This window comes from Mesorhizobium sp. B2-6-1, assembly GCF_006440475.1.
Lineage (GTDB): Bacteria > Pseudomonadota > Alphaproteobacteria > Rhizobiales > Rhizobiaceae > Mesorhizobium.
The window spans coordinates 197323-211330 of sequence record NZ_VFUH01000008.1 but is presented as its reverse complement, the minus strand read 5'-3'; the positions used below and the strand labels follow the sequence as shown (position 1 = coordinate 211330).

The window sequence follows — 14008 nt, the reverse complement described above, 5'->3', positions numbered from 1 at the left end:
TTGGTCAAAAGCAGGCCGCCGTACGCAATCCAGCGGTCTGCTGAGCGGGATCAGACGTGCGCGACAGCGGAGCGCTGGGCGTGGGCCTGGAAGAAGCGTTGCGGACGAAACGTTTCCATTTCGTCATGGATTTTGCCGCGCACGACTTCGTCGGCGACCACCTTGCCCAATTGCGGGCCGATGGTCACACCACTGTGCGTTACGGCCATGTAGTGGCCGACGATATCCGGCATGGCGCCGGCACAGGTGTAGCCGTCCTCCGGGAACGGCCGGACCGTCGTGCGAATGGCTTCCACACCTGCGTCGCGGAGCGAAGGCAGGACCTTGGTCGCCGCATCCAGGAGCGTCGCCGCCTCGTTCCCGGCAGGGCTGAGCACCTCCGGCTTCTCCAGGGTCATGTCTACCGAGACCTTATGGATCATGATGCGCCCCGCTCCGTCGGGACGGATATCCAGATCGTCGGCATGCAGCTGGCTTCGGAGCGTCAACGCCACCGGCGGGGTGAAGGCGAGCACGCCTATGGTCGAGGAAAGTGGAATACCCTGGGCATCGCCGAGCCTCTCACTAGACCAGCCGCCGGTGCAGCTCACGACGGCATCCGCAGCGTGTCGGCCTCTGTTCGCCGTCCGAACTGCCCGTACGCGCCCGCTTTCGGTCTCGATCTCGGTCACGCGTGAACCGAGTTTGACCTGTGCTCCCCAGCGCTCCTTCGCCGCCCGCAAAAGCCAGGCCGAGTAGAGCACCGGATCGACCCAGCCCTCTTCCGGATAGTAGGAGATTGGACAATCGCCGAAGGCGGAGGCATCGATATCGGGCTCCATCTCGGCGACGCGCTTCTTGTCGATCCACTCGACGCCGTAGCCCCATTCCTTCATCTGCCTGAAGTTCTCGAAATAATCGTCCATCGACTCCGGCACTGTTCGCCAATCGAAACTGCCGGTCTGGGTGAACCAGGGAGCGACGCCGAAGTCGCGCTTGAGTTCAAGATGGGCGCGCATTCCCGAGACGTTCAGATCGAAATACGGCCGGGGCTGCTTGGTCGTCGCATTTGTCCAGGCAAAGCTTACCGCCGACGTGCCGCCTGCTATCCGTCCGGCCTCCAGCACGACGACGCTTGCTCCCGCCTTGGCGCATTCATAGGCGGCGGAACTGCCGACGATACCGGAACCAATGACCACGACACGCATAAAAATGACCTCCAAAAATTCCCGGGCTAATGACGTCATCCGATACGAGTAATCTCTGAAAGACGAATCGATGCAAATGCCGCTATATCGTTGAGAGATGTTGCTGGAGTTCTTGACAGTACTGCTGACGCCGCTCTTCTTAATTCGATCGGCGCCTGCGATGTGTTTGCAACCCCGCACAACATCCTCGGTTGCCTGAAAACATTGCAATGGGTGCCAACTGCGGTCAATTGAACTGGTCGCTGCCGTTCATGGCCAAAAGTTATGAACCAATGTCCCAGCCATCTGCGGCTGCCCAGGTCGGCCCATTAGCCCGCACGGGCAACTTCTCGTGCGAAGTTATCAAATTCGGGCGCAACCGTTTGCGAGAGCAATGCTACGCTTATCGGCGCATCGGGGATCGCGGAATGGAAGAGACTGCACGGTGAGTGGCGAGCCGGAATTCCTCCTGATCGACAAGAACGCGATCCGGGACATTTTGAGCCTATCCCTGGCTCTTGAAGCGACCGAGGCCGCACTGCGCAAAACATCGAGCGGCATGGCGCGCCAGCAGATCAGGCGCACACTTGAGCTGCCGGGTGCGGCCGGGAGTTGTCTGTCGCTTATGTATGCTGCGCTGGATGACCGGCCGCTGTTCGGGGCGAAGGTGCTTTCCGTGTTTCCTGACAATTTCGCGCATGGGTTCGCGTCTCATCGCGGCGGTGTCTTCCTGTTCGACAAGGATCATGGACGGCCTGTAGCCTTGATCGACGGGGGAGAGCTTACGGCTTGGCGGACCGCGGCGGCCAGTGCTGTCGCGACGAGGGCACTTTCGCGCGAAGACAGCACCTCGCTGACACTGTTCGGATATGGCGAGCAAGCGCGCCGGCATGTCGCGGCTATTGCGGACGTCCGGCCGATCCATGCGATCCATGTTTGGGGTCGCGACTTTGCAAAGGCGCAGCACTTCGCCGAGGAGCAGTCAGCCGCCGGATTCCAGGCGAAGGCACATCGCGACCCTGGCGAGGCCGTTCGCGAGGCCGACATCATCTGCACCACGACATCTTCCGAAAAGCCGGTGCTGTGCGGCGAATGGCTTCCGCCTGGTGTCCATATCAATGCGGTCGGGGCGAGCGTCGCTTCATGCCGCGAGCTCGACCTCGACTGTGTGCGCAGAGCGCAGATCTGGGTCGACTACCTGCCTATGGCGCTGACGGCCGCGGGAGAACTGATCGAGGCGATTGAAACCGGCGTGATCGGCGTCGATCATATCCGTGGCGAGGTCGGCGACGTGCTGGCAGGTGCGAAACCCGGCCGCACTGGCGACGATCAGATCACGCTTTTCCGGTCTCTCGGCGTTCCCGCGCAAGACATCGAGCTTGCCAATCTTGTCTATATCTCCGCCCGCAACGCCGGACTCGGCACCTCAATTGATTTCAGGTTGTGATGCCATGCTGAGCTGCCAACGAGATCTCTTCTCCATTCCCCGCGAGACAGCTTATCTGGATGTCGCATACATGTCTCCGATCCCGACCGCCGCCGTCGCGGCCGGCGAGGCCGGCGTCAGGGTGAAAGCCGAACCCTGGAAAATGACCATCGCCTCCTATTACGACGAGGTGGAAGAGGCTCGGCAGCTCGCCGCATCAATGGTGGGCGCCGATGCCGATGAGATCGCCATTGTGGCCGCCACCAGCTATGGCATGGCTATCGCAGCCGCCAACGTTTTGGTTGCGGCAGGTTCGGCCATCCTTCTGATGGAGAACGAACACACCTCGCACAGATATGTCTGGTATGACCTCGCGCAACGCGCCGGCGCCTGCGTTGATATCGTCCCGCAACCAGCCGACGGCGACTGGACCAGCGCGATCGTATCGGCAATCCAAGACTCGAGCCGTCCCATCGCGGTCGTTGCGGGGACGCTGGTGCATTGGTTCGAGGGCGTGGCGATCGACCTGGAGGCGGTGGCCGCCGCCACACGGGCAGCGGGCGCCAGTCTTGTCGTTGACGGAACCCAGTGGGTTGGCGCGATACCCTTCGATGTCCGGCGCGTCCGACCGGACTTTCTCGTCTTTGCCACCTACAAGTTCCTTCTGGGGCCATATCGCCTCGCATTCCTTTACGCCGACCGGCGTTGGCACACAGAGGGGCGCACTCTGGAGCATCATTCATGGAACCGGATGGGCGGGGACAAATCGGACTTCTACAAGGTGGCCGTGGCCGAGTTTCTTCCCGGCGCGCGGCGGTTCGACATGGGGGAACGCTCCGATTTCGCGGTCCTGCCTATCGCAATCGCCGCAATGAAGCTCATCCGCGGTTGGACCGTCGGGCGCGTGTTTGAGCGCCTGCGTCACCTTAATGAGCTTGTCTGGGCGCAGGCGGAAAGCAGAGGGCTGCCGGTCGCGCGTCCGCGACACCCAACGCCCCATATCGCGATCCTCGACATAGGGGGCCGTCTCGCGCCGAATGCGGCACAAGAGCTGAAGCGGGCTGACGTGCACGTCACGCTGCGCGGCACGAAGATGCGCGTGTCGCCGCATGTCTACAATGACGAAGCCGATATCGGCCGCCTGTTCGAATGCCTGCCGCTCCGCTAGAGGCTTTCAGCGGTGAATGAAAACAGTTCTGTCGGCCTGGCGGCGAGGACCCAGGGCGGTGATTCCTGCCTCTACGCCGTTCATAAAGCTTCGCGTCGTCTGGATAAGATGCTCGGTGAAGGCGTCCGCCGCCGTCGATGCAATGACACCCCAAGGCCGGTAGACGCTGAGGTTCAGATCGAGACGTGGCCGGAAATCCCTGATCTCGATCGGCAGGTCGCGTGCCAGCCACGCCGAAAGCCTGTCGACGACGCTCACGCCCGCCCCGGACGCGACAAGGGCGATGCACGCACTGGACAGACTGGCCTCTATCTTCAACAGACGTCCCACTCCGCGTTCTTCGCACAAGGCATCGAGCTGCTGCCGCATCGGATCAGCGGAGCCCATCGAGATGAAGTCGAGACCGTCGAGATCTTCTGCCTGCACCACGTCGAGCTCGGCCAGACGGTGACCCGCCGGCATGACGCAAACCGGTGGGGTCGCTGTCAGCGCTCGCCTGACGATTGAAGAATTCTCGTCCGATGCCGTTACGCCTATTCCGATGTCGAGCTGATTGCGGCTCGCCCGCTGCACCACCGTGGCGGAGCTGCGGATATCCAGGGAAATCGACACGGATGGATGCTGTTTTGAGAAGCTCGTGATGATGGATGGCAGCAGCGTGGACCCGAAGGCCGGGAGCGCGCAGATATTCAACCTGCCACTTCGTAGCTCGCGTATCTCCCTCGCGGCGCGCGAGATGCCGCGCGCGGACTCGAAAACGCGCTTCACCTCGGCATAGAGCATGTGCGCTTCAGGAGTGGGGATCAGCCGCTGCCGGCTTTTCCTGAACAGCTGGAAATCCGCCTTCTCGCTGAGTTGCTGGAGCATCTTGCTGACAGCCGGCTGCGTGATGTCAAGTGCGTCGGCCGCCTTGGTGGTTGTTCCATGCAGCATGACCGAAGCGAAGACCTCGATCTCGCGAGGCGTAAACTCTGCCTCCTTCGTGACGGTGTCCTTTTCGCCAAATTTCATGCCCGCTTACCTTGCCAGGCAGCTGGATCGCTGTGCCGAAACAGCGAGCTGCGAACGCCAAGATTAATGGGAAGGGTCGGATGTTCCAAGAGGCGCGCGAAGGAAGTTTATTCCTGGAGGTTATGAACTTTCAGCGATTTGGCGGAACTGATTTCAGTTGCTTGTCAACATTTCGGCGAGATCGAGCAAACCGGCGTCCTGACCCGGACCTGCGGCCAGTTGCACCGACACCGGAAGCCCGTCAGGAACCGGCAAAGGAATAGCCAACGCCGGCATGCCAAGCATATTTGCCCAGCGGCGGAAGCGGCCGCCGGCCAGTCCCCACGGCACCATTTCCCCATTCACCTCGGTAAGTTCGTCGGAAAGCCGCGGCGCCGATCCAGGCGCCGTAGGAATGGCAAAAGCGTCCAGGCCCGCGATTTTCTCCAGAAACCGGCCTCGCACGCCGTTACGGATTTCGATGGCGCTATCATAGGCGCCGGCATGGATGCGAATGCCGCCCTGCAGGAATGAGTGAACCGCGTCGCCGACCATGTCCGGCTTCTGCTCGATTGCATTGCGGTAGATTCGCGCGAACTCACATTGGAGGATTGTCAGTCCCGCGGCAACGAACGCCTCCCTGTCGTCGAAGGTGATCTCGACCGTGCGCACTTCAGGACGATTGAGCATGGTAGCCAACGCGATATCGACTGACGTGTCGACGTGAGCGCCAAGCAGTTCGGGGCAGATGCCGATCGTGATGCCCGTTGTCGTTTTGCTGCCCCCGCTTGCCGACGGGGCGAGCCGTTTTCCGGCAAGCGCCTCGGTCACCAGGCGAACGTCCCTGACCGAGCGTGCAAGAACGCCGACGCAGTCCAGCGAACGCGCTATGCTCATGACGCCCTCCACGGCGATCAGATCATTCGTCGGCTTGTAACCGAACAAGCCGGTAGCAGCAGCCGGGGATCGGTTTGACCCGCCGCTGTCCGTGCCAACCGCTGCCAGGCAAAAACCGGCTGCGACCGCTGCGGCCGACCCGCTGCTCGTGCCACCTGTCCCACGGTCCGGATCAAGCGGGTTGGCGACCTTGCCGAACCAAGGGTTGTCATGACCGCCGACGCACAGTTCGTGCAGGTTCGTCTTGCCGATGATGATGGCGCCGGCCGCCTGAAGATTGGCAATGCATGTTGCCGTTTCCGTCGCCACGTGATCCCGAAACAACCGGGAGCCAGCGGTTGTCGGCCAATCCTTGACATCGATAACGTCTTTGACCGCGATCGGCACGCCATGCAGCGGGCCGCGCCTGTGACCGGATCTGATTTCGCGCGTGGCCTGAAGCGCGGCGTCCAGGGCATCAGCTTCGGCCACGAATATCATGGCCTTGATGTGTTCATTCAGTTCCTGGATGCGATCGAGGCAACCCTCCATGATTTCCACGGGCGACAGGCCGGCAGCGATCTTTTCGCTCATCTCCTCGATCGACCGGTAAGGGCTGCTATTCATATGACGACCTTAGAGCGAACGGGCCGGGCCGACTGCATTGCGGCCGGCCATCCCGGAACCGGCCGACGATGCCACATCAGAAATTTGGTGGACAGTCGCGAGCTTATTCCCGTGGACGCGGGACTATCGCTGAAAACTCATAGTCGCGATCAATGGCGGCGTCGTGAACCGTTCAATTCAGCCCTGTCCTCGCACGCGCGGATCAACGAGCGGCGATCGTTTGCCGGTCGCCGGACTGCGTCACTCGAAGGGGCTATCGCTGTCATAACTATTGGTGATGAACCGCACGGCAGGGGGCATTAGATCGAGATCATTTGAACTGTTAGCGTTTTCAAACACCGCCCTGAAAGAAGGTCGACTGAGCCGAATGGCCAAGTTCGCATCGCCGACATCCGAACCAGTCCACGATGCTCGATGCTGCCGGCTGGCCACGGGCCGACGTCGAAAGATCGGCAGATGCCCGGCTACCAGCATCATCATTGCGGAAGATACAAATCCACATAAACAAAAAGGGGAACAATCATGAAAAAGCTTGCACTCGCCTTGTCACTGATCGTGGCGGTATTTGGCGCCGCCAATTCATCGTCGGCGGCCGACGATGTCATCCGTTTCGGTGTCGCCGCGGAGCCATACCCGCCTTTCTCCGTCAAGGATGCCAGCGGCACCTGGCAGGGCTGGGAAATCGACCTGATGAATGCCGTTTGCAAAGAGATGAAGGCGAAATGTGAGATCGTCGATATCGCCTGGGACGGCATCATTCCCGCGCTGTTGGCCAAGAAGTTCGACGTCATCTGGAGCTCGATGTCGATCACGGACAAGCGCAAGGAGGTGATCGATTTCACCGACAAGTACTACTATTCGCCCAACGTGCTTGTCGGCGCCAAGGCGGATACGCGGCAGTTCGACGTGACCAAGCCGGAGACATTCAAGGGGATTGCGGTCGCGGCACAGAGTGCCAGCCTGCAGGCGACCTACATGCAGGATAAGTTCAACGGCATTGCCGAAGTGAAGATCTATCCAACACTCGATGACGAAATCGCGGACATCCAGGCCGGACGCGTGGATCTCATGGCTGCGGCAGGCATCCAGATCCAGGATTTCTTGAAGAAGCCGGAGGGCCAGGCTTATGAAATCAAGGTGACGCTGCCGCATGAGAAAATGTTTGGATACGGCGACGGCGGCGGCCTGCGCAAGGAAGACACCGCTCTGAGGGACCGCCTCAATGCAGCACTCAAGGCGGTGCGCGCCAGCGGCGAGTACGAGACGATCACCAAGCGCTATTTCGATTTCAACATTTACGGCGATTGATCATCTGGTTCAGGCCCGGGAACGGCCGCCACGGGGCGGCCGTCGCCATCTTCATTGAACTGGAACGCGCTGTATGAACTCGACCGTGTCTTGGGCAACCCTGCTCAGCTTCGGGGACAAGGGCTGGGGCGACGAATTGCTTCTTGGCGCTTGCCTGAGCCTTGGAATTTCGATCAGCGCCTATCTCGTGGGCCTGACCCTCGGCTTCATGGGTGCGGTGGCCAAGATCTCGAAGAACCGCGTGGCGGTCTCCGCAGCCGTTGCCTATACGACAATCATCCGGTCCGTACCGGACATTCTCATCATATTTCTCGTCTACTATACCGCGACGGACGCGTTGCGCTGGGCCGTGAGCCTGGCGGGACTGATTTCCGAATTCCAGGTCAATGGGTTTGTCGCCGCGACGCTGTCGCTTGGGATCGTTCAAGGCGGCTACAGCACGGAGGTCCTGCGCGGCGCGATCGTGGCCATCCCGCGAGGTCAGGTCGAGGCAGCCTATTCACTCGGTCTGACACGGCGCCAGACCTTCTTCCTGGTGACCGTGCCGCAAATGGTTCCCCTGGCCTTGCCGGGGCTTGGCAATTTGTGGCTGGTCGTCTTGAAGGAAAGCTCACTGGTCAGCCTGATCGGTTTTACCGAGCTCGTTCTCGCCGGCAAGATGGCTGCCGGCGCGACGCGCGATTACTTCATGTTCTATTGCGCGATCGCGTTCGTGTTCCTCGCCATGTCGGGCATATCGGCGATGCTTTTCCATGCCCTCGAAACAGCCACCGTCCGTAGCGGGAGGCGGGGCTAGCGTGACTGAGTTTGGAGCCTACCTTGCCAATCAGCTTCTGGCCGGCGTCCAGGTCACCATAATCCTGTTCCTCGGCTGTGCGGTGGTCGGCAATTTGCTTGCCATCCCGGTTGCACTGGCCCGGCTATCCAACAGCAAATGGCTGCGATATCCAGCGGTTGCGTTTATCCTCGCGTTCCGGGGGACCCCGCTCTTGGTCCAGCTTTACCTCTGCTACTTCGGTATCGGCCAAATTCTCTCGGGTATCCCCTCGATCCGCTACAGCCCGCTCTGGCCCATTTTGCGAGGCGCGGACTTCTATGCGTTTTTTACCCTTTCCCTGAACACTGCGGCCTACTGTGGCGAGATTTGGAGAGGGGCGATACAGGCCATTCCAGAAGGGCAGCGTGAGGCCGGCCAATCGCTTGGCCTGTCGAAAACACGGATCATGATTTCCGTCCTTCTCCCGCAGGCTTTCAGGTTGGCTTTGCCGGCGATCGGCGGCCAGAATATCCTGCTTTTGAAGGGGACCGCACTGGCGTCGACGATCACGGTGTTCGAACTCATGGGTGCGGCGAACCTCGTTCGCGCGCAGACATTTCGGGTCTACGAGCCTCTGTTCGCCGCCGCGCTAGGATATTTCCTGCTGGCGGCATTGATCACTATCGGCTTTGGTTTCTTCGAGAGACGGCTTGCTCGACGACATTGAGCGGAACGGATCGGCATATTGAGCCGCTGCGTGGAAGGCGACGTGACCTTCAGGCCACGCCGAATGCGCCATAGGATCGCGCCGCTTCGATGACCTCGCCAAATCCCATTTTGCCAGCAGCGGCTATTTCGTCGCGGAACTGATCCCACGCTGTCGGGGCAGTTGGCGCGCTTGACCGCGTCGGACAAAAAACTTCTCGGCCCCTGCATGAACCCCAGGGTATTTCTTGAGGGCCTCCTGGTCAGTGGCGCCAAGCGGGCACGAGGTGTTCTCGCGTGCCCAAAATGGTCCAAAGTTCTTCAGGGGTTTTGCGCCTGTAGCCCCATCCGGCCTTGCCGCGCTTCTGAATGTGGTTCACGCCGATCGTCATAGCCCAGTGTACCCCGCAGTGTACCTCTGGGAGGCGGAAACCCTTGCAGTGCTTGGGTTTAAAGACATTTCTGGATTAAGTGGCTCCCCGGGCCGGATTCGAACCAGCGACCAACCGGTTAACAGAGGTTTTCCACAGCGATTGTATGCGTCGGCAAGCGACAGTCGGCAACGCGTAACCATTTGAATTTCATTTACTTTTCTATCTTTCTACGCCGCGGCCTGTCGCAATGTGTATCGACAAAGCGCATAGTTTTGTGTAGATCACCCTGTAGATCAATTGGATCGCGGAAAAGCCGGTTTCTCCGGAAGCGCCGAAAAATGGCCCAGTGACCGTCGATCGGCGGTGATCTACAGGGAACGGGGAGATCGCCATGCCGAAGGTCGAACTTACAGACAAATTCGTTCAGGCGGCCAAGCCCAAATCCGGTAGGAAAACCGACTATTTCGACACTGTCGTGAAGGGCCTTGTGCTTCGCGCATCCTCGGGCGGGCAAAAGACCTGGTATGTGGTCTACGGGCCGCCGTCAAAGCGGCAATGGTTGAAACTTGGCGCCTATCCGGACATACCGCTCGGCAGCGATAAGGGCGCTCGCCAGCGGGCGAAAGACACTCGGGCAAAGGTTGGCGACGGTGGCGACCCGGTCGCGGAGAAAAAGGCGCATAAGGCATCACAGACCGTTGCTGATCTAGTCGAAAACTATGTTAAGCGCCACGCCTCGACCAAGCGCAGCGGCGACGAGATCGCTCGGCGGCTGCGCAAGAACGTCTCCGGCTATGACGCCGAGGGCAGCAGGATTGAGGGCCGTTCCTCCGGTTGCGTTGGGGAGATCAAGCTAGCGGACCTTCACCGGCGCGACCTGACCAAGGCAATCGATGCGATCAAAGATCGTGGCGCGGGCACCGAGGCCAATCGTGTCTATGAGGATCTGCGGGCAATGGTCCGTTGGGCGCGTGGTCGCGGCGATCTCGACCATAATCTAACGGAAGGTATGCCCAAGCCGACCGCGACGACCGAACGCGACCGGGTTCTCACCGCCGACGAGATCAGGACGTTTTGGTACGCGCTGCCGGGAGCCGACATGCGGGAATCGACGCGGCGAATCATCCGGATGTGCTTGGTTACCGCTCAGCGCGTCGGGGAAATTGCCGGCATGGCCCTCGGTGAACTTGATCTTACGCGCGGCGTCTGGACCATCCCAGCGGCCAGATCAAAGAACAAGCGCGAGCATCAAGTGCCATTATCCAAAATGGCGATCGAGATCATCACCGGCCAAATCGCCGACGGTGAGGCGCTGGCAAAGCGGAAGGGCAGGGCGGTCTCGAAATTCGTGTTCTCGGCCCCTGGCGGCCGCGCCGCCGTTACCGGGGCGTCTGTCCCCAAGGCGATTAAGCGTGAGGAGATCATCAAGGGCGGCGTGGCAACTATCATGGGAATCGAGCCGTGGACGCCGCACGATCTTCGCCGGTCGGCTGCAACAGGCATGGAAGAGATTGGCATCTCGCCGTTTATTGTCGCGCACGTTCTTAACCACGTATCGATCACCAAAGGCACGGTCACTTCACGGGTCTACGCCCGCTATGACTACATGCGTGAAAAGCGACAAGCGCTTGAGCTTTGGGCAGATCGGCTTGCTGCAGTGATCGATGGCGGCGACGTGGCGCAGCTTAAAGCAGGGGTCGCAGCTTGACCCGAAGGAAGCTGTCAACTGTCGAAGCCCAAACCTTCTTGCGTCATGCCCGGCAAGCTGCAGCGCTCACCACAGAACAAGAGGAAACCATATCCGGCTTGGTCGAAGACGCCATCAATCAATACCAGGAGAACTGGCGTTCGGCTGTCAACGAAGAATGCAGCCGGCTCGAAAGGATATTGGATGGGCTGTGTGCGGCGCTGGCGCCAATCATAGCCGAAGGCTGGAAGTTTGCTGACGGCCTTCCTGCGCCATTCCACGATGAGGCAAGTGCATATCGATGGCTGAAGGCGGAAGGGGAACAACCTGCCTGGGTCGGCGGTGACGTTTTCCCAGCGCCGGAGAGAGATGAACACTTCGCGCTATACGGCGGGGACTGGATGACAACCGGCCTTTGGGAGCGGTACAAAAAAATACATTCGCAACTTTCGGATTTGCACGCCTACGGCGATTTCCGCTCGAAAGACCACTGGGCCAAGCCACCAGCGCCAGGATCCAGAATGCCGCTCATTGTTCAGGAATTGATCCATGGTCTCTGCCAGGTTTGGCATGACCACACGGACGCTCGATTAGGGCTGCCTCGGAGAGATCCTGATCCCGAGAATCCGCTATTGCGTTTTGTTGACGCTTGTTTGGCAATTGCGATCGGTGATGACCGGCCGGGCAAAGCCACACTGTTGGATTTCATAGCAAGGCGGAGTCGGCCCGAAATTCTCGAAAAGGGATAGCACCGCCCAAATTGCGGCGGCAGGGTGGACTCGGCGGCTCTCTGAAACGGCCGAAAAGTCCACGGTGACAGCCGGTTGCAACTAGGTGATCGTTCTCGCGGCAACATGAACGCGGGAGATAACTGATGCAGCAGCCTGATCCGCTAGGCGAGATCGATGATCTAGTTGATGAGGCAAGCGCTTGCCGCATCATCGGCGGCAAGAACTCGCCTATTCACCGCTCGACCCTGTGGCGTGGCATAAGCGCGGGCCGCTATTCTAAACCGCTGAAGGTCGGCCCAAACACAAATCGCTGGCGCCGCTTGGAGCTCATCGCCTGTCTCGAGAAAGCTGCCGCGGCGCGAGACATCAGCCCAGGATAAAGGGGCGCAGACCTGACGGCGAACGGCTTCCGATCATCTCCGGAGCCCGCACCTAGACAATCGCCTGTACCTTGACACCGACACCTCAAACAGACTGCCCAACGGTCGTGCTGCAGAGCTGATCAACGGGAGGACTACGCCCCATGGGTCGCCGCTCGAATTTCCCCCAGGTCGCAAAAGACCGCTACTGCACGCCGGCGATGGCGCTTCCGCCGCTGCTGATGCATCTGCCGGATGGCGTTCGCTACCTCGAGCCAACTGCCGGTAATGGCGCGCTAATCCGCGGCTTGGCCGAGAGCGGTCATATCTGCCAACTGGCAATCGATATCGACCCAACAGGACCGAATATCGCCCGTCGGGATGCCCTTTCGCTCACCACGGCCGACGTCGAAGGCATAGACATGATCATCGGCAACTTGCCGTGGTCTTGGGCGCTGTTCCAACCGCTTCTGGAGCATTTGCTGACGCTTGGGCTTCCAGTCTGGATCCTCCGCGACACTCCATGGCTATTTAACCGGCGCTCGTCAGCTTTTGTTTATCGCTGCGCGCTTGTGCAGCCGACGCGCCGACTGCGTTGGATACCAAACACGAGAAACACCGCAAAGGACGACTCCGCCTGGCACTTCTTCCCGCTTGGTCACCATGGCGGGCCACGTGTCAATCCGCGCGTCGACGAGTCACTCTGCTCGCGGAGCTCCCAGTGACCAATGAGAGGCACATCAGGTCGCAGAGAGGAGAGGTAAAACCGGCTGGCCAGTCGGATGATCAGTTTGAACGCGCTGTGCGGTGGTTGGCGGCAACCAATGAACCACCGCGCCCTCTTGTTCCGTATCTTCGCAAGACTTTTGGTCTGAGCGCCGCCGACGCGATCCGCGTTATCCGACGGGCGAATCCCCTGCGGGGGCGGCCGTGAGCAATGTCGACAAATCCGATGGGCGAGGGGGTAGCTGCAAGAAACAAGACCGCAAGCTGACTGGCAAGCATCTGGCAAACAAGGTCTTGGCAAACATCCGTATGACGGAGAGCCGACGCCGTGTTGCGGCCCAGTTAATCGACCATATGCACGGGGCAAACGGTCCGTGCTTTCCCGGCATGCGGCGCCTAGCGTACGTGACAGAGCATTCGCTTCCGACTGTTCGGTCCGCAATCGCATTCCTAACCGATCCAAGCGATCCAAACCGTCTGTTCGACAACTTGAACAGAGGGCAAGGAAAACGTCCGAATTATCGCCCGCGGTGGGAGCGCTTCAAGGCACTTGACGCCGAACTCGATGCAAGATCGCGGCGTCCAAGTGTGCAAGACGCGGCTAACAGTTCAAATCGTCTGACTGTTAGCCCTCCGTTTCACAGCGACTGTGAGCCAAGCGGCACCGCAACTGTTCAGAACCTGCCTAACAAAACCAATTTAAGAACCAAAGGCGCGCGGCCGGCCGCCCCTCAGGCGGCTAGGCCGGCTCGCGCGCCTAGCCACATTGCAGATAAAAATGTCGTTGAAGCCGTCCAGGTGAGGCGCGACACCGCTTTGGACGCTTTCCCCAATGAAATCCCGGTGCCCAGCTACTCCTTCGACCAGAAGACCGAAGGCGTTGAGCCGGCGTCGCCGGGCTCGCCCAGCCGCCTGGATGGCGGCTCGCCGGCTCCGCCTTCAGAGACGATGCACCAATCTTTATCGCAGCCACCCGCCTCACGTGGACCCGAGGAAGGTGCGCCACCGGTTGCGCTGCCCGGCCGAAAGCCGGTCCTGCCGCCAATCAATGATCCGGCCCTTTACAACCGCCTTACGAAGCGGTCGCGCAGGTGAACCCAACCGGCGC

At 60.3% G+C, this 14008-nt stretch carries 12 protein-coding genes; 9 read left to right on the top strand and 3 right to left on the bottom strand.

Annotated features, from left to right (window positions below; all coding sequences use genetic code 11):
• Positions 1 to 50: 50 nt before the first annotated feature.
• Positions 51 to 1397 carry an FAD-dependent oxidoreductase gene (locus FJ443_RS18315; RefSeq protein WP_246681223.1) on the bottom strand — a complete coding sequence of 449 codons (1347 nt, stop codon included), beginning with the start codon at positions 1395 to 1397 and terminating at the stop codon, positions 51 to 53.
• A gap of 121 nt (positions 1398 to 1518) precedes the next feature.
• Here FJ443_RS18315 and FJ443_RS18310 point away from each other — a divergent pair, with 121 nt between their 5' ends.
• Together FJ443_RS18310 and FJ443_RS18305 are read left to right on the top strand one after the other, a co-directional pair.
• Positions 1519 to 2613, top strand: coding sequence for an ornithine cyclodeaminase family protein (locus FJ443_RS18310; protein WP_140898298.1), 1095 nt, complete (start codon positions 1519 to 1521; stop codon positions 2611 to 2613).
• Positions 2614 to 2734: 121 nt separating this feature from the next.
• Entirely contained in the window at positions 2735 to 3760 is a 1026-nt protein-coding gene (locus FJ443_RS18305) for an aminotransferase class V-fold PLP-dependent enzyme (protein WP_246675552.1), read from the top strand.
• A gap of 6 nt (positions 3761 to 3766) precedes the next feature.
• On the opposite strand, the gene FJ443_RS18300 is transcribed toward FJ443_RS18305, so the two are convergent.
• Positions 3767 to 4771 carry a LysR substrate-binding domain-containing protein gene (locus FJ443_RS18300; RefSeq protein WP_140495740.1) on the bottom strand — a complete coding sequence of 335 codons (1005 nt, stop codon included), beginning with the start codon at positions 4769 to 4771 and terminating at the stop codon, positions 3767 to 3769.
• 153 nt (positions 4772 to 4924) lie between these two features.
• On the bottom strand, positions 4925 to 6220 hold the full coding sequence (locus FJ443_RS18295) for an amidase (RefSeq protein WP_181175110.1): 1296 nt from the start codon (positions 6218 to 6220) through the stop codon (positions 4925 to 4927).
• A 555-nt stretch (positions 6221 to 6775) separates the two neighbouring features.
• Here FJ443_RS18295 and FJ443_RS18290 point away from each other — a divergent pair.
• The 7 genes from FJ443_RS18290 to FJ443_RS18260 all read left to right on the top strand — a co-directional run bounded on the left by FJ443_RS18290 (position 6776) and on the right by FJ443_RS18260 (position 12899).
• Positions 6776 to 7561 (top strand): transporter substrate-binding domain-containing protein, encoded by a 786-nt coding sequence (locus FJ443_RS18290; RefSeq protein ID WP_140495742.1) that lies wholly within the window; start codon positions 6776 to 6778, stop codon positions 7559 to 7561.
• A 73-nt stretch (positions 7562 to 7634) separates the two neighbouring features.
• Positions 7635 to 8357 (top strand): ABC transporter permease subunit, encoded by a 723-nt coding sequence (locus tag FJ443_RS18285; protein WP_140665228.1) that lies wholly within the window; start codon positions 7635 to 7637, stop codon positions 8355 to 8357.
• Position 8358: 1 nt separating this feature from the next.
• On the top strand, positions 8359 to 9045 hold the full coding sequence (locus FJ443_RS18280; RefSeq protein WP_140495744.1) for an ABC transporter permease subunit: 687 nt from the start codon (positions 8359 to 8361) through the stop codon (positions 9043 to 9045).
• 743 nt (positions 9046 to 9788) lie between these two features.
• Positions 9789 to 11105: a site-specific integrase gene (locus FJ443_RS18275; RefSeq protein WP_140665226.1), complete on the top strand. Its 1317-nt coding sequence runs from the start codon at positions 9789 to 9791 to the stop codon at positions 11103 to 11105.
• Complete coding sequence (locus FJ443_RS18270) at positions 11102 to 11833, top strand: hypothetical protein (protein WP_140665223.1); 732 nt, start codon at positions 11102 to 11104, stop codon at positions 11831 to 11833. The genes FJ443_RS18275 and FJ443_RS18270 overlap by 4 nt, the downstream gene beginning before the upstream one ends.
• Before the next feature lie 125 nt (positions 11834 to 11958).
• On the top strand, positions 11959 to 12195 hold the full coding sequence (locus tag FJ443_RS18265) for a hypothetical protein (protein ID WP_140665220.1): 237 nt from the start codon (positions 11959 to 11961) through the stop codon (positions 12193 to 12195).
• Positions 12196 to 12338: 143 nt separating this feature from the next.
• Positions 12339 to 12899, top strand: coding sequence for a hypothetical protein (locus tag FJ443_RS18260; RefSeq protein ID WP_140665218.1), 561 nt, complete (start codon positions 12339 to 12341; stop codon positions 12897 to 12899).
• The last annotated feature ends 1109 nt before the right edge of the window (positions 12900 to 14008 follow it).